At 64.2% G+C, this 21,337-nt stretch carries 23 protein-coding genes and 1 pseudogene; 13 read left to right on the forward strand and 11 right to left on the reverse strand.

The annotated features are described in order from the left end of the window. Positions 1-19 precede the first annotated feature (19 nt). Positions 20-178 (reverse strand): annotated as a pseudogene (locus WKH79_RS10080) (DUF3572 family protein); the annotation flags it as partial. 85 nt (positions 179-263) lie between these two features. Between WKH79_RS10080 and WKH79_RS10085 the strand changes: the two are divergent. The 4 genes from WKH79_RS10085 (at position 264) to WKH79_RS10100 (ending at position 2,706) form a co-directional block, all read left to right on the forward strand. Then, a complete protein-coding gene (locus WKH79_RS10085; protein WP_063512417.1) occupies positions 264-632 on the forward strand; it encodes a response regulator in 369 nt (122 codons plus the stop codon). A gap of 95 nt (positions 633-727) precedes the next feature. Continuing rightward, positions 728-970, forward strand: a complete 243-nt coding sequence (locus tag WKH79_RS10090; RefSeq protein WP_050600487.1) for an acyl carrier protein — start codon at positions 728-730, stop codon at positions 968-970. Then, a complete protein-coding gene (locus WKH79_RS10095) occupies positions 970-2,220 on the forward strand; it encodes an aminotransferase class I/II-fold pyridoxal phosphate-dependent enzyme (RefSeq protein WP_050600488.1) in 1,251 nt (416 codons plus the stop codon). Before WKH79_RS10090 ends, WKH79_RS10095 begins: the two co-directional genes overlap by 1 nt. A 54-nt stretch (positions 2,221-2,274) precedes the next feature. Continuing rightward, positions 2,275-2,706 (forward strand): OsmC family protein, encoded by a 432-nt coding sequence (locus WKH79_RS10100; protein ID WP_050600489.1) that lies wholly within the window; start codon positions 2,275-2,277, stop codon positions 2,704-2,706. Between the two features lie 58 nt (positions 2,707-2,764). Here the strand turns inward: WKH79_RS10100 and WKH79_RS10105 are convergent, their stop codons facing one another. Next, entirely contained in the window at positions 2,765-3,427 is a 663-nt protein-coding gene (locus tag WKH79_RS10105; protein WP_063505721.1) for a YqaA family protein, read from the reverse strand. A gap of 236 nt (positions 3,428-3,663) precedes the next feature. On the opposite strand from WKH79_RS10105, the gene WKH79_RS10110 reads away from it, so the two are divergent. The 4 genes from WKH79_RS10110 to WKH79_RS10125 all read left to right on the forward strand — a co-directional run bounded on the left by WKH79_RS10110 (position 3,664) and on the right by WKH79_RS10125 (position 6,980). Further along, a complete protein-coding gene (locus WKH79_RS10110) occupies positions 3,664-4,290 on the forward strand; it encodes a hypothetical protein (protein WP_341858780.1) in 627 nt (208 codons plus the stop codon). Beyond that, on the forward strand, positions 4,280-5,056 hold the full coding sequence (locus WKH79_RS10115; RefSeq protein ID WP_341858781.1) for a DUF2793 domain-containing protein: 777 nt from the start codon (positions 4,280-4,282) through the stop codon (positions 5,054-5,056). Before WKH79_RS10110 ends, WKH79_RS10115 begins: the two co-directional genes overlap by 11 nt. 191 nt (positions 5,057-5,247) lie before the next feature. Further along, the gene (locus tag WKH79_RS10120) at positions 5,248-6,357 is read left to right on the forward strand and encodes an OmpA family protein (protein WP_341858782.1); all 1,110 of its coding nucleotides are present in this window, start codon (positions 5,248-5,250) and stop codon (positions 6,355-6,357) included. A 95-nt stretch (positions 6,358-6,452) separates the two neighbouring features. Continuing rightward, positions 6,453-6,980, forward strand: coding sequence for a superoxide dismutase family protein (locus WKH79_RS10125; protein ID WP_341858783.1), 528 nt, complete (start codon positions 6,453-6,455; stop codon positions 6,978-6,980). Here WKH79_RS10125 and WKH79_RS10130 read toward each other — a convergent pair. The 7 genes from WKH79_RS10130 to WKH79_RS10160 form a co-directional block, all read right to left on the reverse strand. Then, entirely contained in the window at positions 6,977-8,542 is a 1,566-nt protein-coding gene (locus WKH79_RS10130; protein WP_341860113.1) for an MFS transporter, read from the reverse strand. The two genes, WKH79_RS10125 and WKH79_RS10130, sit on opposite strands and share 4 nt — an antisense overlap. Before the next feature lie 36 nt (positions 8,543-8,578). Next, entirely contained in the window at positions 8,579-9,280 is a 702-nt protein-coding gene (gene queC / locus WKH79_RS10135) for a 7-cyano-7-deazaguanine synthase QueC (RefSeq protein WP_063512168.1), read from the reverse strand. Positions 9,281-9,324: 44 nt separating this feature from the next. Further along, a complete protein-coding gene (locus WKH79_RS10140; protein ID WP_341858784.1) occupies positions 9,325-9,726 on the reverse strand; it encodes a hypothetical protein in 402 nt (133 codons plus the stop codon). Positions 9,727-9,826: 100 nt separating this feature from the next. Next, a complete protein-coding gene (locus WKH79_RS10145) occupies positions 9,827-10,732 on the reverse strand; it encodes an Hsp33 family molecular chaperone HslO (protein ID WP_341858785.1) in 906 nt (301 codons plus the stop codon). Between the two features lie 51 nt (positions 10,733-10,783). Next, positions 10,784-11,707, reverse strand: coding sequence for an ornithine carbamoyltransferase (argF, locus tag WKH79_RS10150; protein ID WP_341858786.1), 924 nt, complete (start codon positions 11,705-11,707; stop codon positions 10,784-10,786). Positions 11,708-11,720: 13 nt separating this feature from the next. Beyond that, positions 11,721-12,908: an aspartate aminotransferase family protein gene (locus tag WKH79_RS10155; RefSeq protein WP_341858787.1), complete on the reverse strand. Its 1,188-nt coding sequence runs from the start codon at positions 12,906-12,908 to the stop codon at positions 11,721-11,723. Positions 12,909-13,053: 145 nt separating this feature from the next. Next, complete coding sequence (locus tag WKH79_RS10160) at positions 13,054-13,824, reverse strand: cold-shock protein (RefSeq protein ID WP_341858788.1); 771 nt, start codon at positions 13,822-13,824, stop codon at positions 13,054-13,056. Positions 13,825-14,068: 244 nt separating this feature from the next. Between WKH79_RS10160 and WKH79_RS10165 the strand changes: the two genes are divergently transcribed. Both WKH79_RS10165 and WKH79_RS10170 read left to right on the forward strand, forming a co-directional pair. After that, a complete protein-coding gene (locus WKH79_RS10165; RefSeq protein ID WP_050601364.1) occupies positions 14,069-14,881 on the forward strand; it encodes a TerC family protein in 813 nt (270 codons plus the stop codon). Then, positions 14,881-15,321, forward strand: a complete 441-nt coding sequence (locus WKH79_RS10170) for a TIGR01244 family sulfur transferase (protein WP_341858789.1) — start codon at positions 14,881-14,883, stop codon at positions 15,319-15,321. The genes WKH79_RS10165 and WKH79_RS10170 overlap by 1 nt, the downstream gene beginning before the upstream one ends. Here WKH79_RS10170 and WKH79_RS10175 read toward each other — a convergent pair whose 3' ends face one another. Next, positions 15,322-16,743, reverse strand: a complete 1,422-nt coding sequence (locus tag WKH79_RS10175) for an amidohydrolase (RefSeq protein WP_341858790.1) — start codon at positions 16,741-16,743, stop codon at positions 15,322-15,324. It lies immediately after the preceding gene. A 61-nt stretch (positions 16,744-16,804) separates the two neighbouring features. Here WKH79_RS10175 and WKH79_RS10180 point away from each other — a divergent pair, with 61 nt between their 5' ends. From WKH79_RS10180 to WKH79_RS10190, 3 genes are read left to right on the forward strand one after another with little or no spacing between them, the layout of a single operon-like run. Then, positions 16,805-17,209 (forward strand): hypothetical protein, encoded by a 405-nt coding sequence (locus WKH79_RS10180; protein WP_341858791.1) that lies wholly within the window; start codon positions 16,805-16,807, stop codon positions 17,207-17,209. A gap of 5 nt (positions 17,210-17,214) precedes the next feature. Then, the gene (locus tag WKH79_RS10185) at positions 17,215-18,153 is read left to right on the forward strand and encodes a sterol desaturase family protein (protein WP_050601368.1); all 939 of its coding nucleotides are present in this window, start codon (positions 17,215-17,217) and stop codon (positions 18,151-18,153) included. Positions 18,154-18,177: 24 nt separating this feature from the next. Next, a complete protein-coding gene (locus WKH79_RS10190) occupies positions 18,178-19,764 on the forward strand; it encodes a GMC family oxidoreductase N-terminal domain-containing protein (RefSeq protein WP_341858792.1) in 1,587 nt (528 codons plus the stop codon). Between the two features lie 230 nt (positions 19,765-19,994). Here WKH79_RS10190 and WKH79_RS10195 read toward each other — a convergent pair whose 3' ends face one another. Then, a complete protein-coding gene (locus tag WKH79_RS10195; RefSeq protein WP_050601370.1) occupies positions 19,995-21,323 on the reverse strand; it encodes an ammonium transporter in 1,329 nt (442 codons plus the stop codon). Between the last annotated feature and the right edge of the window lie 14 nt (positions 21,324-21,337).

Here is a 21,337-nt window from a genome sequence, read left to right on the forward strand (position 1 = left end):
GATCGGGTTCGTGATTGGCTAGAAATTCGAGCACTGCAGCCTGAACGCCGCGATCGGTCAGCCCGTTCCGCAATCGCTCGGGCGTGAGGCCGGTCAGCGACAGCAGGCGCTCGGCCCGCTTGTCGTCGGCCAGCGCCCAGCCGAGCGCTTCGAGCGCCAGCACCTCGGGCGGCCGCATTTCGCCATTCGTCGGTTCGCGAATAATTGTCAGCGCTCCCGCTTTTGCATAAGGCCCATGCGCATTCGCATGGAGTCCGCGCCAAGTGGCAAAGAGAATCCTCGTTGTCGAGGACAACGACCTCAATCGTAAGCTGTTCTGTGACGTCCTGAAGGCGAACGGACATGAAGTCGTGCCCGTGGCCGATGGCCGCAACGTGGTGGCGACCGCGCAGCGCTTCGTTCCCGATCTGGTGATCATGGACATCCAACTGCCGCATGTCAGCGGGATCGACCTGATCGGGCAGCTCAAGGCCGATGCCGCGCTGGCCGGCGTGCCGGTGCTGGCGGTGACCGCCTATGCCGGCAAGGGCGACGAGGAGCGGATCCGCGATGCGGGCGCGGCGGACTATCTCGCCAAGCCGGTGTCGATCGGGCCTTTCATGGCGGCGGTGAAAGCGCTGCTGCCCGACTAGCCATGCTTGACAAGCGGCCGTCATAACCGCTTTGCCGGCTGCCACCCCCGCCCGCACCCGTGCGGGCCGCAACGCGATAGAGAACTGGACCCCATATGGACCGCACCGCCGTCGACGCCAAAATCCGCGAACTGGCCGAGCCTTTCAACAAGAAGGGCGTCGAGATCACCGAGGGCACCACCTTCGCCAACGATCTGGAATTCGACAGTCTGACGGTGATGGACTTCGTTGCCGAGATCGAGGACGAATTCGACATCATCATCTCGATGAACCAGCAGGCCGAGATCGAGACCTACGGCCAGCTCGTCGATGCGGTCACCAAGCTGCAGGCCGCCTGATGAGCCGCGGCATCTCGCAATCCGACCAGCCGATCGAGCGCAGCGGCGACGGCACCGACCTGTTCTCGAAGTTCGACGACATCATCGCGCTGCGCGAGGGCCTGCTCGCGAGCGGGCAGGAAGATCCCTTCAGCCTGGTGATGGAAAAGGTCCTCTCGCCGACCCGCGCGATCTGCAACGGCCGCGAGACGATCCTGCTCGGCACCTACAATTACATGGGCATGACCTTCGATCCCGACGTGATCGAGGCGGGCAAGCAGGCGCTGACCGATTTCGGTAGCGGGACCACCGGCAGCCGCGTGCTCAACGGGACCTACCAGGGCCACAAGGAGTGCGAAGACGCGCTGCGCGAATTCTACGGCATGGATCACGCCATGGTCTTCTCGACCGGCTACCAGGCCAATCTCGGGATCATCTCGACCATCGCTGGCAAGGGTGACTACATCATCCTCGACATCGACAGCCACGCCAGCATCTGGGACGGCTGCGCGATGGGCAATGCCGAGGTCGTGCCGTTCAAGCACAACGACATTGAGGCGATGGAAAAGCGGCTCAAGCGCATTCCCGAAGGCGCGGGCAAGCTGGTCATCCTCGAAGGCGTCTATTCGATGCTGGGCGATGTCGCCCCGCTCAAGGAAATGGTCGCGATCGCGAAGCGGCACGGCGCGATGGTGCTGGTCGACGAAGCGCATTCGATGGGCTTCATCGGCGAGAACGGCCGCGGCGTGGTCGAACAGGCCGGCGTGATGGACGATGTCGATTTCATCATCGGCACCTTTTCCAAGAGCGTCGGGACGGTGGGCGGGTTCTGCGTCTCCAACCACCCCAAGTTCGAGATCATGCGGCTGGTCTGCCGCCCCTATGTGTTCACTGCCAGCCTGCCACCGAGCGTGGTGGCGACCGCGGCGACCAGCATCCGCAAGCTGATGCACGGGTCGAACAAGCGCGCGCATCTGTGGGAAAATTCGAAGACGCTGCACAAGGGGCTGAAGGACCTCGGCTTCGCGCTCGGCACCGACGAACCGCAGAGCGCGATCATCGCGGTGATCATGCCCGATCTGGAACAGGGCGCGGCAATGTGGGAGGCGCTGATCAAGGGCGGCCTCTACGTCAATCTCGCCCGCCCGCCCGCAACCCCGGCCAACATGACACTGCTGCGCTGTTCGCTCTGCGCCGAGCACAGCGAGAGCGAAGTGGCGCAGATCCTGTCGATCTTCGAGGCCGCGGGCAAGCAGGTCGGGATCATCTGATCCGGAACGAAGTGCCGGGATGGGGCGTCCCATGGTGGAAAAGGAGATTCCACCATGAAGACGACCAATTCAGGCAGCGCCCGCTATGACGGGCTGGGCAAGGACGGCAAGGGCCATGTCAGCACGCAATCGGGCGCGCTGAAGGACCAGCCCTATGGCTTCCAGACCCGGTTCGAGGATGCCGCGGGCACCAATCCCGAAGAGCTGATCGCGGCGGCGCATGCCAGCTGCTTCACCATGGCGCTGTCGTTCAAGCTGGCCGAGGCCGGCCACAGCGACGGATCGGTCGAAACCGACGCCGAGGTGACGCTGGAAAAAGTGGATGACGGCTTCGTCGTCACCCGCTCGGCGCTGTCGACGCGCGGCAAGGTGCCCGGGCTGGACCAGGCGAAGTTCGAGGAACTGGCCGCTGACGCCAAGGCCAATTGCCCGATCTCGAAACTGCTCGACGCCGAGATCACGCTGGAAACCAGCTTCGCGAACTGAGCGGCAGCGATAGCGGCGCGGGCGGCCAGGCGCTGCCCGCGCTTGGCCGCTGCGGCAATCAGCCCCGCGGCGCGCGGTCTTCGAGCGGCGCGGGGTTGGCGCACGGCCCGCCCGCATCATCCTCGCCGCCGCCGAGCTGGGTCAGCACCAGCACGCCGCCGACCACCAGCACCACGAAGACCGTGGTCACCGTGCCGAGATATTTGTCGATCACCCGCTTGATCGGCGCACCGAAGACGCGGAACAGGATGCCCACGGTCATGAAGATCAGCGCGCGGGCGAACAGGCTGGACAGCACGAAAGTGACGAGGTTCATGCCGACGAAGCCGGCAGTGATCGTCAGCAGCTTGAAGGGCACCGGCGTGGCGCCGGCAATCAGGATCGCTTCGAAATCATATTCCCGCAAATGGCAGGCCGCTACCGGGAACGCTTCGGTCAGGCCCAGCGCGCCGATCAGCCAGACGCCGACCGTGTCGTAGAGCCCCCAGCCGATCGCATAGCCGAGCAGCGCGCCCGCGACCGATGCCAGCGTGGCGACCAGCGCGAACTTCACCGCCTTCTTCGGTTCGGCCAGGCACATCAGCCCGAGCAGCGGATGCGGCGGGATCGGGAAGAAGCTGGATTCGACGAAGCAGAAGAACGCCAGCCAGCCCACCGCATGCGGGTGCGAAGCCTTGTCCATCGTCCAGTCGTACAGCCCGCGCAGCGGTTTCATGATCATGATCTGGGAAATTCCCTCGCATCCCGTGGTGCGCCGGGATTAGGCGAGCCGCCGATTGTAGGCAAGCACGACCATAGAACCTATTTGGTTCTTTTTAATTGACATCGTCACGCTTTTTGGGTACATAAAGCGAACATCGCGATAGTGTGATTCACCGGCCCACGGGCCGTAGCGGGCGGCCTTCTCACGAGGGCCGCCCTTCGTCGTTTCACGCTGCGCATCATCGGGAGGATCGCATGAAACGTTCGCCGCCTGCGGACCGGCACGCCTGGGAAGACGCGTTCATCGCGGGCTTGCGCGCATATGGCATGGCCAGCCGCGCGGCGCAGGCGGCCGGGGTCAGCGACAGCACACCCTATGCCCGGCGCAAGCGCAGCGCGGCATTCCGCCAGCGCTGGGACCAGACGCTGGCCGATTACCGCGCCCGCCGGCCGGCCAAGCTGCGCAACCGCGCGGACAAGACCGCCCCGCGCCAGTGGCAGCGCACCTTTCTCGAAGCGCTGTCCAAGACATCGAATGTGTCGGCTTCGGCCAAGCGGGCGCATGTTCCGCCGCGCGAGGCCTATCGCCTGCGCCGCTGCGACAGCGATTTCGCTGACGCATGGCGCGCCGCGCTGTTCGAAGGCTACGCCAATCTGGAGATGGAAGTGCTCGGCTATCTGCGCGACCCGGCCCCGAAGCACCGGATGGATGTGGCCTCCGCGTTGCGGCTGCTTGCCGCGCACAAGGACACGATCGCCGGCGAGCGCGCCACGCGCGCCAATGTCAGCGCGGCCGAGGTGCGCGCCTCGATCGAACGCAAGGTGGAGATTTTCCGCCGCCAGATCGCCAACCGCCGCGAGCCTGCCGCCGATGAACGGTGAACCCACCCGCCCGGGCTTGTTCGCGCGGGCCCGCAGCGCAGCACGCGACGCCTTCGTAGCCGGGCTCGACCAGGCCGAACGCAATGAATGGCCCTATGACTTCCGCAACACGGCGCATGACGGGCAATTGCCGCCCGAGTGCGACTGGCGGATCTGGCTGATGATGGCCGGTCGCGGCTTCGGCAAGACGCGTGCGGGTGCCGAATGGGTTCGCGATATCGCCGAAACGAACCGCGGCGCACGGATCGCGCTGGTCGCTGCATCGCTGGGCGAGGCGCGCGCGGTAATGGTCGAGGGCGACAGCGGGATCCTCGCTTGTTCGCCGCCGAACCCGAAAGCCTGCGCGGTCCGCAGCACAGCCATGCCCGCCGGACAGGCGCAGAAAGAGTTCTTCGTCAACGAAGCTCTCGCGCGGGTCGACGCCTTGCTCCATCCCGCCTTCGAGACGGTCGCCAGCACGCCTCCCGCCCTTCCTGCCGCGGGCGAATGCTGGCTGGTCGGGCCCGACCCCTCAGGTGCGTGGGAGGGGCAGGCCGACGCGCTGGCATTCTGGGACGGCGTCCAGTGGAGCTTCTGCGCCCCCGTCGACGGCATGCAGATGTTCGACCGGGCAGAAGGTCAGTGGATCGTTTTTCGGTCCGGCTGGCGGCGCGTTACTCGCCCGCAGCCCCCCACCGGGGGTTCGACGATCGACGTCGAAGCACGAACGGCGATCGGAGCGATTATCGATGCAATTGCAACACTGTCGATTATTCGCAACGAATGACGGGAACCGCAAGCGGCTGGTATCGTTCGGCTGTCACGGGAAGGGATCCTGGTTGCGGAACCTATTCTCATCGCGCAGGAAAAGCGGCATTCTTGCCACAGGTCCCGCCGATTGTTTTCTTGCCACCTTATGGGTTGAAAGTTAGATACGGTCCACTCGGTGGCTCCAAATCGCAAAAAGGGGAAACTATAATGCGGAAATTCGTCATAGGAATGGCGATGGCCTCTACGGCCCTTGCATCGCCTGCCCTGGCAAAGGACGACAGCTGGTATATCGGTGCCGAATTCGGTTCGATGCTGGTCGAAGACAGTGAATTCGACGTCAATGACGGTGCAGCAACGCACGAAGTAAACCATGACTATGGTTTCGACGGCGGCGGCTACGTTGGCTATGACTTCGGTGGCTTCCGCCTCGAAGCCGAAGTCAGCTATCGTCAGGCAGATCTCGACTCGGTCGAAGCTGGTCCGACTGGCCTGCCCACCGGCGGCGGCGTCGTCGCTCCGGCTGGCATTTACACCGTTGGCGGTGACGCCAGCGCCCTGTCGTTCATGCTCAACGGCCTGCTCGACTTTGGCGCTGACGATGGCCTTCAGGGCTACGTCGGCGGCGGTATCGGTGTCGCACGTACCAGCTACGAAGTGACCCCGTACTCGAACCTGTCATCGTCGGTTGACGATTCGGACAGCGGCCTCGCATACCAGGCTCTGGCCGGTATCCGCGCTCCGCTGACCGACAGCATCGATGTCGGCCTGCGTTATCGTTTCTTCCGCGCAACGGAAGTCGAACTGGTCGACCTCGGCGGCAACACTCTCGAAGACGACTTCACCAGCCACTCGCTGATGGGTACGCTCGAGTTCAACTTCGGTGAGCCGGCAGCACCGCCGCCGCCTCCCCCGCCGCCGCCGCCGCCGCCCCCGCCGCCTCCGCCCCCGCCGCCGCCGGCGCCGGTCTGCGAGACGGGTCCGTACATTGTCTTCTTCAACTGGGACAAGTCGGACATCACTCCGGAAGCAGCGACGATCCTCGACAACGCCGTGTCGGCCTATGCCAACTGCGGTACGGCTGCAGTCATGCTCGCCGGTCACACCGACCGTTCGGGTTCGGTAGCCTACAACATGGGCCTCGCCGAACGCCGCAACGCATCGGTCCGCGGCTATCTCAGCTCGCGTGGTATTCCGGACGGCCGGATCACCAGCGAAGCCTTCGGCGAATCGCAGCCGCGCGTACCCACCGCTGACGGTGTCCGCGAACTGCAGAACCGCCGTGTCGAAATCACTTACGGTCCGGGTTCGGGCATGTAAGCGAACGGCGATACGCCAAAATGAAGAGGGGCCGGAGCAATCCGGCCCCTTTTTCGTTATGGGATGACGGACTGTCTGCAACCGAAAGGATCGCCATGAACTACCTTCGCCTGATACCCGCCGCGGGTGCACTCGCACTGGCAGGATGCGCCACCGTAGACGATCTGGCCGACAACCGCGTCGGGCAGACGACGCTGCGCTTCGCCAACGGCCTGCCCGCTGGCACGGTGCAATTGCTCAGCAATGGGCAAACGGTGACCCTGGCGGTCGCGGCTACCGGCATGTCGCAAGGCGAACATGGCTTTCACCTGCATACCACGGGCAAGTGCACTGCCCCCGACTTCACCAGCGCCGGCGGTCATCTCAATCCCGGCGGGCAAACCCACGGCGCACTGTCCCCCGGGGGCAAGCACCTCGGTGATATGCCCAATCTGATGATCGGGGAGAACCGGACCGGTTCGGCACAGGTCGAGCTAACCGGTGACGCCCGGGTCGTGCTCGACGAAATCTTCGACGAAGACGGCACAGCGGTCGTGGTTCACGCAGGGGCGGACGATTATCGCACCGATCCGGCCGGCGATGCCGGTTCGCGGATCGCCTGCGGCGTGCTCTCCAGCGTCTAGATAGTCTCACCCGCGGCACGGGCACGCTCGACGACGCTGGCGGCAGCTTCAGGAACCAGCTTCAACGCTGCGATAAGCAGCACCAGACCGAATGGAGCCGCCACCAGTGTCGAGAGCACGCCGAGCGACAGGTCGTCGCCATTGGTTGCCGAGACATAGCCCGCCATGAACGGGCCGAGGCCCAGACCGATCAGCGTGGTCGACAGGAAGAACGTTGCCGTGGCCATGCCGCGCATGCGCGGAAGCACCAGCGCCTGGCTCGAGGCGGCTGCTGCGCCGAGCGCGGCCGCGCTGAGCATCTGGGCGAGGAATGCGCCGATGTAGAAAAGCACGACATCATCGGTGGTATAGGCAAGCCACATTGCAGGAACGGGCATAATCAAGCCGAACAGGATGACCCACACGCGCCCGTCGGGTCGCCGCTCGAGCAGGAAGTCAGCCATGCGCCCGCCGAGGATGACGCCCAGGAAGCCGGCCACCGCGGCAGGGGCGCCCAGGAACCAGCCGAGATCGGTCTTGTCCACGCCCAGCGCGCGTTCGGCATAGGGCGCGCCCCAGTAGGAAGCGGCATAGGCGGTGAAGGCGACCGTGCCGTACCCCAGAATGACACACAGGAAGGCGGGCGAGCCCCAGGTCAGCTTGAACGTGGGCAGATCGCGTGCGCGCAGCCCCATGGTCCAGCTAAACACGGCATAATACCCCACGCCGAGGAATACCCATTGCTCGACCACACCGGTGAGAAGCCAGAGCACCCATGCAAGCGCGGCGAAAAAGGCTGCGCCGAGAAGATTGCCCATCAGCGCCTTCTTGCCGCGAGCGGCCGCACCGAAGACGGTAAAGGGTGGAATGACTTGGAAAAGCTCCTGCAGGAAACCGCGGAACGGTGCGGGATCTTCCGGCGTCGGCAAACCGTCGATCGCGCCGCGAACCGGTTCGCGCAGGGTCAGCACCCACAGCGCCAGCAGCAGCCCGGGTATGCCCACAGCGAGGAAGGCCGCCTGCCAGCCGACCAGGCCCAGCGGACCGCCACCGGGATAGGCGGCGTTCCAGTTTTCGACGATCAAGCCGCCGATGAGCAGCGAGATGCCGCCGCCGATGTACAGGCCGGATGAATAGATCGCCAGGGCCGTCGCCCGCAGGCGCGCGGGAAACCAGTCGGAAATGAGCGAATAGGCGGACGGGCTGGCGGTCGCTTCGCCAACCCCGACCCCGATCCTTGCCGCGGTAAGGACGGTCGCGTTCTTGGCGAAGCCCGATAGTGCAGTCATCGTCGACCACAGCGCGAGGCCGAGGGCCATCAGGCGAACGCGTTTCCAGCTGTCGGCCAGCTTGCCCAGCGGGATGCCGAACAGCGCGTAGAAGACAGCAAAGGCGGTGCCGTAAAGAAAGCCGAGGTAATCGTCCTCGACGCCCAGATCAGCCTTGATATCGTTGGCGAGGATCGAGAGGATCTGCCGGTCGATGAAGTTCAGGACATAGATCAGGACCAGGACGCTGAGGGCGTACCAGCTATAGGCCGGGACCTTGTCCGTTCCGCTGCCTACCGCCGGTTCCTGTGGCACTGCGGCGCCCTTCGCTTCGGTCACATCCCCACTCCGCTATTGCGTTATATCCTCTGAGTAGGGGGTGGTATCGACAAGCCCCGCGTCGGCAAAGCCTTTTCGGCGCAGGCGGCATGAATCGCATGTTCCGCAGGCCTGACCCTCCGCCGTCGGATCGTAGCACGACCAGCTCCACGCCGGGTCGAGCCCCAGCCGGTCGCATTCGCGCGCGATATCGGCCTTGGACATGTGCTGCAGCGGAGCATGGATCGCGAACGGCCGACCCTCGACACCCTGCTTGGTGCCTAGCCGCGCGGTTTCCGCGAAGCTCGCGATGAACTCTGGACGACAATCGGGATAACCCGAGTAATCGAGTGCGTTCACCCCGATAAAGATATCGCGCGACGCCGCAGTTTCAGCGAAAGCCGTCGTCAGCGCCAGGAACACCAGATTGCGGGCAGGCACATAGGTAACGGGGATCGTGTCGCCGACACCGTCTTTGGGAACATCGATCTCGTCGGTCAGCGCCGAACCGCCGAACTGGCGCAGATCGAGGGGCAGCTCGACATGCCGCTCGACTTCCAGTTTCTCGGCGATTGCCCGCGCCGATTGCAGCTCGCGGATATGCCGCTGGCCATAATCGATCGTCAGCGCATGAAGCGAATGCCCCCGTTCGCGCGCGATTGCAGCAGTTACCATGGAATCGAGCCCGCCCGAAAGCAGGATGACGGCGGGGCCGGGAGTGTCGGACTGGGTCATGCCCGCCCGCTATGCGCGAATGCAGCGCGCTGCAAGCCGGGCGATCAGTTGCAGCGGCCCATCTGGCGCGCTTCGGCGGTGAACTGGAAGGGCTTGCCCCCGGCGATCCCCTGGCCATCGATCTGGACGAGTCCGGTCGATTCCTTGCGGATATGGGTCCGTCCATATCCATTGCCGCGGCAAGTGTATTGCACCGTGACGTCGCTGGCGCTGTTCTCGACGACGAACCGGTTGCAGTTCGTCCCCGGATGGCGAAGCTGGAGGAATTCACGCCCCGTGCGCAGGCAGATCTTGCGCACATTGCCACCGTCGCGGAAGCGCAGCTCCCATTCGCCCCGGTCGAGCGTATCGAGCATGTCGAGCGATGCCTGCGCAACGCCCGGAACCGCCAAAAGTGCGAACGGCGCACCAAGCGCCGCGAGAATGAATGCCCGTTTGCGAGCCATATCGGAATTGACCTTTCGTCCGTGAAACCAGACGCGCCCGTGATTCGCCTGCATTACATCACAATCACTCTGAACCGTTGTAAAACAACGACACGTCTCGTCAGACAGTTATCTCGAACTGTTTCGAGCAGAATGCGCAATCGACCCGGACGATCCCGTCAGGGTCGCGCATTTCGACCCGCTGGTCTTCGGGAAACCGTTCGAGAACCGAGCGGTAGTGTTCGACCGAGCAGCGGCAGCCGCGCGCAATGGCAGCCCCTGGCTGGACGCGCACTTCGGTTTCCTCGTGGAACAGCCGCCAGGCGATCGCCTCAAGCGAAAGCTCGTCGTCGAGCAGTTCGTCATGGCGCAGCGAACCGGCGAGGATCGCGACATGTTCCCATTCGGGATGATCGAGCTTGGCATGGAGGCGCTCGCGGCCTTCCTCGCCTTCGGGCAGATGCTGGACCAGCAGGCCCGCAGCGCGCACGCCGTCGTCATCGGACCGGACCGCGCAGCGGAGCAGCGTGGGGACCTGTTCCGACTGATAGAAGTAGCGCTCGCACGCTTCGGCCAGCGTGTCGCCCTCGAGCGGGACGATTCCCTGATACCGCCCCTGTCCACCGGCGAGATCGAAGGTGATCGCCAGATAGCCCTTGCCGAACAGCGCGAACAGCGAAGGGTTGGCGCCGAGTTCAGCCAGCTTGGCCGGGTCGAAATCGACATGGCCGCGCAATTCTCCGCCCTTGTAGTCGCAAACCAGCAGGTTGACTGCACCGGCCTCCGTCTGTGCCTGCATGGTGACCTGCGAGCCGTCATCCTTGACCAGGCCGCCTATCAGCACGGCAAGAACCAGCGTTTCGGCCAGCAGGTGCGTGATCGGCGGCGGATAATCATGCGCGGCAAGAATGACATCGAGCGTCTCATCGAGCCGCACGAGCCGTCCCCGCGCATGCCGTGCGGGAATGGTGAAGGCGAGCAGGCGATCCGAATATGTTTCGTCGGTCGTAGCGGGAATAGCGTCCATCGCCGCCATATGGTGCGCGTTCGGCAAAATGTTAGAGCGGGCGAAACGCCATCAGATTTTGTCGAAACACCACAACAGCACCGACTTCTGGGCGTGGATGCGATTTTCCGCCTCGTCGAAGACAACCGACTGGTCACCTTCGAAGACTTCCTTGGTCACTTCGTCGCCGACATGCGCGGGCAGACAGTGCAGGAATTTCGCTTCGCGCTTGGCCGATGCCATCAGCGCATCCGAAACCTGGAAGGGTGCCATCGCGGCCAGCTTGTTATGGACATGCTCCTGACCCATCGAGACCCAGGTATCGGTGACGACGATATCGGCGTCGGCAACGGCTTCCCGCGCATCGTTGGTCAGCGTGACTGTGCACCCGGCCGCACGCGCCATGTCGATGAATTCGGCCTCGGGTTCATAGCCTTTCGGAGTACCGACCCGGACATTGAACTTCATCAGCGCGGCAGCCTCGAGGATCGAATGCAGCACATTGTTGCCATCGCCGAGCCAGGCAAGTTCGAGACCCGGCAGCGCCTTGCCATGTTCGACCACCGTCAGCAGGTCGGCAACGATCTGGCAGGGATGCGAACGGTCGGTGAGCCCGTTGATGACCGGTACGGTCGCATGCCGCGCCATTTCCAGCGCCTTATCGTGATCGTCGGTGCGCAGCATGATCGCGTCGACCATCCGGCTGAGCACGCGTGCGGTATCGGCCACGCTTTCCCCGCGACCCAGCTGGCTGGTGCCCGAATCGAGAATCAGCGCCGAACCGCCCAGCTGCCGCATCGCGATATCGAAGCTGACCCGGGTGCGCGTGGAATTCTTTTCGAAGATCATGCCCAGCACATGGCCCGCCAGCGGCGCATCGGCATCGGCGCGGCCTTTCGGCCAGGCCTGCCGCGCCGCCTTGCGGTCCTGCGCGTCGTTGATCATGGCGGCGATCGCGTCCCCGCCTGCATCGGAAAGATCGAGGAAATGCCGCATCGTGTCGCTCCGCTTAGCCGGCTACGTCATAGCTTGCGGCGCCCGCCGAAAGCTTGTCGAAGAACTCGTCGAATTCGGCGTCGCCCGCCACCAGCGGCGGCAGGATACGCAGCGTGTTGTCGCCCGCGGCCACGGTCAGCAGCTGGTGGTTGTCGCGCAGGTGGACGAAGAACGGCCGGCTTTCGACTTTCATCTTGAGGCCGAGCATCAGGCCCTTGCCGCGGACGAGCTCGAACATTTCGGGGTAATTGCCGATGAACTGCTCGAGACGGCTGCGCAGCCGCTCGCCCTTCCCGGCCACCTCGTTCAGGAACGTGTCGTTCGCTACGGCTTCCATGACCGCCTTCCCGGCTGCCATGGCGAGCGGGTTGCCGCCATAGGTCGAGCCGTGTGTGCCGAAGCCCATTCCGCGAGCGGCCTTCTCGGTGGCAAGGCACGCACCCAGCGGGAAGCCGCCGCCGATACCCTTGGCGGTCGCCATGATATCGGGCTCGATCCCGTAATGCTCGTAAGCGTAGAGCTTGCCGGTCCTTGCGACACCGCATTGTACTTCGTCGAACACCAGCATCAGATCGTTGTCATCGGCCAGCTTGCGCAGGCCATGGATGAACTCGTCCGAACCGGGACGGATGCCGCCCTCGCCCTGGATCGGCTCGACGAGGAAGCCGGCAGTCTTGTCGCTCATCAGCGATTTGGCGTGGTCGAGATTGTCGAATTCCGCATATTGGAACCCGGGAAGCAACGGCATGAAGCCTTTGTGCATCTTCTCCTGGTTCGAGGCGCTGATCGTCGCCATCGTCCGCCCGTGGAATGCGTTGGTGAAGGTGATCAGTTCGGTACGCTGCGCATCACCGTCGTCATGCTGGTGGTACGCCCGCGCCGTCTTGATCGCCGCCTCGACCGCCTCGGCACCCGAATTGGTGAAGAACACCGTATCGGCGAAGGTCTTGTCGACCAGCATCTGCGCCAGTTCTTCACCCTGCGGGCTGCCATAGAGGTTGGAGACATGCATTAAGGTCTCGGCCTGGCGCTGGATCGCCCCGATAAGCCCCGAATGGCTGTGGCCGAGCAGGTTGACGGCAATCCCGCTGGCGAAATCGAGATAGCGCGTGCCATCCTCGTCGATCAGATGACAGTGCTCGCCCTTTACGGGGCGCACGCCGCAGCGCGGGTAGACGGGCATCAGCGGTGAAATCGACATGGGTCCTCCAGCGGCACCGGTTGGGCAGTGCATTCTCGGGGTGAAAGACAAATGGCGGCCCCTGAAGGAACCGCCATCTGCGTGTTTGCCAGCGATCTATTGCGTCTCGCGGTTCCGGTCAAACCGGATCGCGGGAGGCATGGCCTCAGCCCTGGGCAGGGACGAGGTTGACCGCCGAATGCTTGCCGCGTCGGTCGACTTCGAGATCGAATTCGTACCGTTCGCCTTCGTTGATCCCGGCGAGGCCCGAACGCTCGACCGCGCTGATGTGAACGAAAGCGTCGGGCTGTCCGTCGTCGCGAGTCAGGAAGCCGAAGCCCTTCATCGAGTTGAAGAACTTGACCGTGCCGGTCGCCTTCTCACCCGTCAGCTCGCGGCGGGGTGCGCCGCCTGCGTCACCGCGCGATTCGACGGCAATCACATCGCCGACGACCTGGAGGTCCTGCGCCGACACCTTGCCGCCACGATCGACGAGGTTGAATTCCAGTTCCTGCCCTTCGGCGAGGCCTTCGAGGCCCGCGCGTTCGACCGCGCTGATGTGGACGAACACGTCCTCACCGCCGCCTTCCTGCTGGATGAAACCGAAACCCTTCTGGCTGTTGAAGAATTTCACCGTGCCCTTGCCGGTGCCGACGACCTGAGCGGGCATGCGGTTGAAGCCGCCGCCTCCGCCACCGCCACCGCCGCCGCGATCACCGCCGCCGCCACGATTGGCGCCGCCGAAACCGCCACCGCGATTGCCGCCGCCAAATCCGCCGCCACGATCACCACCGCGGTCACCGCCGCCGAAACGATCGCCCTGGAATGCCTCGTGGGGAGCAAAATCGGACGGGGGCCCGCCGAAATTGTCGTAACCGTCTTCGCCGAAACCGTCGCGCTTGTCCTTACCGCGGCGGCGCCCTCTGTCGTAACCCATAACTCGAACAATACCTTGTCGTGCAGTCCAGTATCCAAACCCGCCAGAGCGAAGAACTGCTGTTCACACCGACGCGGACAGGCACGAAACCCACCCTCACGCAACCTTTATAGCGCGAAAGATGTCCACGCGCGAATGATTTAGCTGCAAGTACCAGCAAAGCGCAGAAATGTGACATTTTCGCATAGGCTTTGCGTGCGAATGATCGCTTGAACGCAGCCACTTGGTTCGGCACAGGGCAGGCATGGATTTACTCGCCCTATTCAGCGATCCCGCCGCCTGGCTGGCGCTGCTCACGCTAATCGCGCTCGAAGTCGTGCTCGGCGTCGACAATCTGATCTTCATCGCGATCCTGTCGAACAAGCTGCCCGAACACCAGCAACAGCGGGCCCGGCGCATCGGGCTGGCGCTTGCCCTGATCATGCGGATCGGCCTGCTCATGCTGATCGGCTGGCTGGTGACATTGCAGGCCCCGCTGTTCGACCTCGGCCTCGTCGGGGCCCCGAACGAATACGGCAAGCCCAGCTTCGAAACCGCGTTCTCGGGACGCGACCTGATCCTCCTGGCCGGGGGACTCTTCCTGCTGTGGAAGGCGACCAAGGAAATCCACCATTCGATGGAGCCGGAGGATGATTCGGGTGACCTGCTCGACAAGACCCCCGGGGTCGCCGATGCCGCTAAGGCGACCTTCGGTGCGGTAATCGCGCAGATCGTAGCGATCGACATCGTCTTCTCGGTCGATTCGATCCTGACTGCGGTGGGCATGACCGACGAAATCCCGATCATGGTCATGGCAGTCGTGATCACGGTGGGGATCATGATGGTGGCAGCCGATCCGCTGGCCAGGTTCATCGAAAAGAACCCGACACTGGTGATGCTTGCGCTTGCCTTCCTCGTGATGATCGGCCTGGTGCTGATCGCCGACGGTTTCGGATTCCACGTGCCCAAGGGCTATATCTATGCCGCGATGGGCTTTTCGATCGGTGTCGAACTGCTCAACATCATGCAACGCAATCGCCGTGTGTCGCGACAGGCGGCTGCTGGAGGGAACGTATAATGGGCGAATTCCGCAAACTTTCGGACACTTTCTATGCTAGCCCGCAGGTCAGCCCGCAGGACATTTCCAAAGCGGCAGCGATGGGCATGGCGCTGGTGGTGAACAACCGTCCCGACGGGGAAGCGGCAGATCAGCCCGAAGGCGCCGCCATCGAAGCAGCGACGCGTGCTGCGGGGATGGACTATCTGGCGATCCCGATCGGCAGCGCAGGCTTCAGCGAACCGCAGGTGGAACGGCTGCAGGATGCGCTTGCCTCGGCGCAGGGCCCGGTCCTCGGCTTCTGCCGTTCGGGCACGCGTTCGACCCTGTTGTGGTCGCTCGCCAAGGCGCGCAGCGGCGGCGACCCCGACGCGATTGCCGAGGCCGCTGCGGCGGTCGGCTACGATGTCAGCCCCGTGCGCCCCGCGATGGATATGTTCGCCGCCCGTGCGGCTGAGTGATCACTGCCGATAATCGAGCGGCGGCTCGCGGTCGCCAAGCAGCGATTCGTAGACGTAATCCTCGCCCCGCTCGGCGATGAATTCGGCCTTGGCCTGCTCGCGTAGCTGCGGGTTGGTGTACAGTTCGACGGCAGCGAGGATCATGGCCTTGGCAGCCTGCTGCGTTCCCTTCGCCCCGTAGCTGTGGCCGCTGGCGGCGACCGCCTGCCAGCTGTGCGCCGCCGTTCCGGGAACCCAGGTCGCCGTGCGCACGCTCACGGTCGGCACCGCGCGGCTTACATCGCCGACGTCGGTCGAGCCATATCCGGTCAGCACGGCATAGTCCTCGACCTCCTGCGCTTGCGCCAGGGCCGGGGCATCCTCGCCCAGGCTGTCGCGGATCGTCCCGGCCCAGGCCAGCTCTTCAGCAGTATAGGCAATCGGCTCGAGCTGGCGCAGCTTGGCATCCATCATGGTCTGCAGCGATTCGAGCGGCAGCGTGGGATTGTTGCCGTGGATGATCTCCCAATCGACATCGGTCCCCGTTCCCATCGCCGCACCCTGCGCCGCAGCCTCGAGCCGGGGCCACAGTGCCCGCACCTCGTCCGCATCCGAATGGCGGACGTAATAGAAGACTTCGGCGAAGTCGGGCACGACATTGGGCGCTGCCCCGCCGCTGGTGATCACGTAATGGATGCGCGTATCCATGCTGGTGTGTTCGCGCATCATGTTGACCATCATGTTCATCGCCTCGACCCCGTCGAGCGCCGAGCGCCCGCGTTCGGGCGCACCCGCCGCATGGGCTGAAACACCGCGGAAACGGAACTTGCCCGAGCGGTTGGCGAGGCTTTTGCGCGAGGCCGCCGAATTGCGGTCTGCCGGGTGCCAGTCGATCACGAAATCGGCATCGTCGAACAGGCCAGCGCGCGCCATGTAGACCTTGCCCGATCCGCCCTCTTCTGCCGGTGTGCCATATAGGCGGACCCGGCCCGGTGTGCCCGTGGCTTCGAGCCAATTGCGGATCGCGATGGCCGCGCTCAGCGAACCGGCACCGAACAGATTGTGCCCGCAGGCATGGCCGGCATGCTTGTCGGCCACCGGATCCCGCGTCGGCTGCGCGGACTGGGTGATCCCCGGCAGCGCGTCGAATTCCGCCAGCAGGCCGATGACCGGCCCGCTGTCTCCCCATTCGGCCACGAACGCAGTGGGGATGCCCGCCACGCCGGGGCGTATCGAAAAGCCGGCACCTTCCAGCTCGTCGATCAGCAGGCCGCTCGAGCGGGTCTCGAGATATCCGAGCTCGGCGAAGTCCCAGATCTGCTGGGCCACCCGTTGGGTGCGCTCCTGCTGCGCTTCGACCTGCGCGATCGGATCGGCTTGCTGGGCGGCGAGCGGTGAAGCAACCAGTGCTGCCCCGGCAGCAAGAATGGCGAGCGATTTCATTGGCGTCTCCCTGTTGGGTCCTGCTTGCCGGAAAGCGCGCCGCATGCCAATCGCCTACGACATGGATTTTTCAGCCGCCACGCTCCAGTTCGCCGGATCGCTGATCGCCATTCTCGCACTGGCGGGCCTGGCCTATTGGCTCAAGCTCGGTCCGCCGCCGGAGTTGGCCAACGAAGAGGATGCGCGGACAGCCGCCGATGAAGCGGTCAGCGGTTTTGCGCCCGTGGCCATCGGGCTCGATCGCGACGGACGCGGCGCGATATTGCGCGATGCCGGCGGCAGGGTCCTGCTGTTGCGCCCGCATGGCGGCCATTTCGCGGGCCGGATACTGACCCCGCAGGCACGGGCCAGCAGCGACGGGGAAGCGCTGGTAATCGACACCGCGGAAAAGCGCTTCGGCGCTGCGCGCCTTGTGCTCGACGACCCGCGCGCTTGGGTTCGCGCGGTAGAAGCGATACAGGAATAGCCACCATGCCCGATTTCTCGCCGACAGAATATGCCGTGCCCGGCTTCGTTGCGCTGGTCCTGATCGAGATGCTGTGGGCCCGCCGCGCACGGCGCGATGCCTACGAACCGCGGGATACGCTCACCAGCCTCGCCTTTGGACTGGGCAGCACCGTTTCCGCTTTGCTGTTCGGCGGCGTGTTCGTCGCGCTGTACATGGGGTTGTGGGAATTCCGCCTGTTCGACGTGCCGTGGACCTGGTGGGCCTTCGCGCTGTGCTTCGTGCTCGACGACCTGAAATATTACTGGGTCCACCGGTTCGGTCACCGCGTTCGCTGGTTCTGGGCCAGCCATGTGAACCACCATTCGAGCCAGCATTACAACCTGTCCACCGCACTGCGTCAGACCTGGACCGGCTTTCTCACACTGGGTTTCGTCTTCGCCCTCCCGCTGGTGCTGCTGGGTTTCCACCCGGCGATGATCGCGATCTGCGGCGGGTTCAACCTGATCTACCAGTTCTGGATCCATACCGAGGCAATCGACCGGATGCCGCGCTGGTTCGAAGCGGTAATGAACACGCCCAGCCATCACCGCGTGCACCATGCAACCAACCCGCGCTATCTCGACCGCAACTATGCCGGGGTCTTCATTGTCTGGGACAAGCTGTTCGGCACCTTCGAACCCGAAGTGCGGGGCGAAAAAATCCGCTACGGCATCGTCAAGCAACTGGGCAGTTTCAACCTGCTATGGGCGGTCTTTCACGAATGGATCGGGATTGCGCAGGACATGTGGCGCGCGCCGTGGAAGCACAAGCTGTCCTACCTGCTGCGCGAACCGGGCTGGACGCACGATGGCAGTCGCCAGACATCCGACCAGATCCGCAGCGACTGGCTCGAACGGACCGGGTCGACGGAAAAGTCCGTTTCATCTGAAAACCTGATTGCGGGCGACGCCGAGGCTGCCTAACCTCTCGAATCGAGAGGAGATACCATGGACGAATTCGATGTCATCGTGATCGGTGGCGGCAGCGCGGGCAGCGCGGTTTCCGGTCGACTGGCCGAGGCCGGGAAAAGCGTATGCCTGCTGGAGGCCGGACCGCGCAACGACACCATTCTGGTCAAGACGCCAGGCCTGATGCCGTTTCTGCGCGAAGGGTCGAACTACCGCTACGAAACGGTGCCCCAGAAAGGGCTCAACGGCCGCGTTGGTTACCAGCCGCGCGGGCGCGGACTGGGCGGGTCTTCGGCGATCAACGCGATGATCTATATCCGCGGCAATCGCTGGGATTACGACAATTGGGCCGAGCTCGGCTGCACCGGCTGGAGCTACGAGGACGTGCTGCCCTATTTCAAGCGGGCAGAGCATAACGTGCGCGGCGGCGACGCCTATCACGGGGCTTCGGGGCCGCTGTGGGTTTCGGACCAGAAATGGCCCAATCCGGGCAGCGTCGCTTTTGTCGAGGCGGCAGCGCAGTTGCAGCTCCCACGCAACACCGATTTCAACGGCGAGGAACAGGCCGGTTTCGGGCTTTATCAGGTTACCCAGAAGAACGGCGAACGCTGGTCGGCCGCGCGCGCCTATGTCGAACCGAAGCGCGGTTCGAAAAATCTCGACGTCCGCATCGGGGTCAGCGTCCAGCGGCTGGTGATCAAGGACGGCCGCGTTACCGGCGTGACCTATTCGGTCGGCGACAAGGAACGTACGGTCACTGCCCGGGGCGCGGTGGTGCTGTCCGCCGGCGCCTTCAACACGCCGCAGCTACTAATGCTGTCGGGCATCGGACCGGGCGCCCATATCAAGGAGCACGGTATCGACGTCGTGCTCGACAAGCCGGCGGTCGGCGCGGACCTGCAGGACCATATCGACTATGTGTCGAGCTGGCAGACCGAGAGCAAGGATCTGATCGGCGACAGCCTGGCGGGTACGGTCCGCATGGCAAAGGCCATCATCGAGCACCGCCGCAAGCGCACCGGCATCATGACCACGCCCTATGCCGAAGCGGGCGGGTTCTGGAAGGTCATGCCCGATGCCCCGGCGCCCGACATCCAGTGGCACTTCGTTCCCGCCATGCTCGAGGATCACGGACGCACGAAGGTGAAAGGTCACGGCTTCTCGCTGCATGCCTGCGTCCTGCGGCCCGAAAGCCGGGGGACGGTGCGGCTGAACGGCGCCGACGCGCGAATGGCGCCCCGGATCGATCCCAATTTCCTCGATGATGAGCGCGACATGGCAACGCTGCGCGCAGGCGTGCGACTGTCGCACCGCATCGTATCCTCGCCCAGCCTGGCGAAATACGACCCGCAGGATCGCTATCCGATCGATCTGGAAGACGATGCCGCGCTCGACGCCATGATCCGCAACCGCGCCGATACGGTCTATCACCCGGTCGGCACCTGCCGGATGGGCGGCGATAGCGATGCGGTGGTCGATCACACGCTCAAGGCGGGGGGGATCGAGGGCCTGTATGTCGCGGATGCGAGCGTGATGCCGCGGCTGGTTTCGGGCAACACCAATGCACCGAGCATCATGATCGGCGAACGCTGCGCCGATTTCGTCAAGGACGCCCTCGCAGCCTGACCCCGCTGACATGGCCGGAAAGACGAACGGGCCGGAGGTTTCCTCCGGCCCGTTTTCATATGTGCGAGCGTCACAAGCGATCACCGCGGCCCCGCTGTGCGACCCGACCAAAAAAAGGGGCCGGAGAGTTGATCTCCGGCCCAATTAAGTCGGTGTTCGCAGGAGGAACATGGGTAGGCGGGGCGCCGGGAGAGAGAGGAGAGAGAGAAGGCGCCCCGCCGAACTGGTAATCAATTGGCCCGGGAGAATTCCGGGTAGGCTTCGATGCCGGTTTCACCGACGTCGAGACCGGCCAATTCTTCTTCTTCGCTCGGACGTACGCCGATGGTGGCCTTGAGGGCGAACCAGACGATGGCCGAGGTGATGCAGACGAAGGCACCGGTTGCCACCACGCCGGTAAGCTGCGCGATGAACGGCACTTCGGTGTTGGTCAGCGGCACGGCGAGCGTACCCCAGATGCCAGCCACGAGGTGAACCGGGATCGCACCGACGACGTCGTCGATCTTGAGCTTGTCGAGCAGCGGCACGAAGATCACGGGCAGTGCGCCGCCGATGCCGCCGATCACGATCGCCATACCCACATTGGGGGTCAGCGGTTCGGCGGTGATGGCGACGAGACCGGCCAGTGCGCCATTGAGCGCCATGGTGGTGTCGGCCTTGCCATAGCGCAGCTGGGTCAGGATGATCGCCACGACCACGCCGGCAGCTGCCGCCATGTTGGTGTTGACGAAGATCTTCGACACGTCGGACACGTCGGACACGGTGCCCATCGCAAGCTGCGAGGCGCCATTGAAGCCGAACCAGCCGAGCCACAGGATGAACGTACCCAGCGTCGCGAGCGGGATGCTCGACCCGGGGAACACGGTCATGCCCTTGGCAGTGTAGCGACCCAGACGGGGGCCGATGATCAGCGCACCCATCAGCGCAGCCCAGCCACCGGTCGAGTGCACCAGCGTCGAACCCGCGAAGTCGGAGAAGCCCATGGCGTCGAGCCAGCCGGCGCCCCATTCCCAGCTGACGATGACCGGATAGATGAAGCCGGTCAGCAGCGTGACGAAGATGAAGAAGGGCACGATCTTGATGCGTTCGGCCACGGTGCCCGAAACGATCGATGCGGTGGTCGCGCAGAATACCATCTGGAAGAACCAGTCGGAGGCGACCGAATAGCCGGTGCCGGTATCGGCTTCACCCACGCCCTGCATGGCATAGGGGAAATCGGCGACGCCGATGAACCCGCCTTCGAAACCCGGATAGGCGATCGAGTAGCCGATCACCCAGAACATCAGGCCCGCAATCGAGTAGAGCCCGATGTTCTTGAGACACTGGACCGAGACGTTCTTCGAACGCACCAGCCCGGCTTCGAGCATGGCAAAGCCAGCGGCCATCCACATGACGAGGAAACCGCCGATCAGGAACAGCAGGGTGTTGAGGATATAGGCGGTGCCGCCCGAGACCGCTTCCGCGGCTTCGGGAAGGACCGCTTCCTGCGCAAAGGCAGGGGCGGAAACGAGCAACCCGGCGAGCGCCAGGGGTGCAGTGTAGAGATGTTTTCTGGTCATGTGCGGATGCCCCC

It is taken from the genome of Qipengyuania sp. GPGPB31 (genome assembly GCF_038396345.1).
Classification (GTDB): Bacteria; Pseudomonadota; Alphaproteobacteria; order Sphingomonadales; family Sphingomonadaceae; genus Qipengyuania; species Qipengyuania citrea.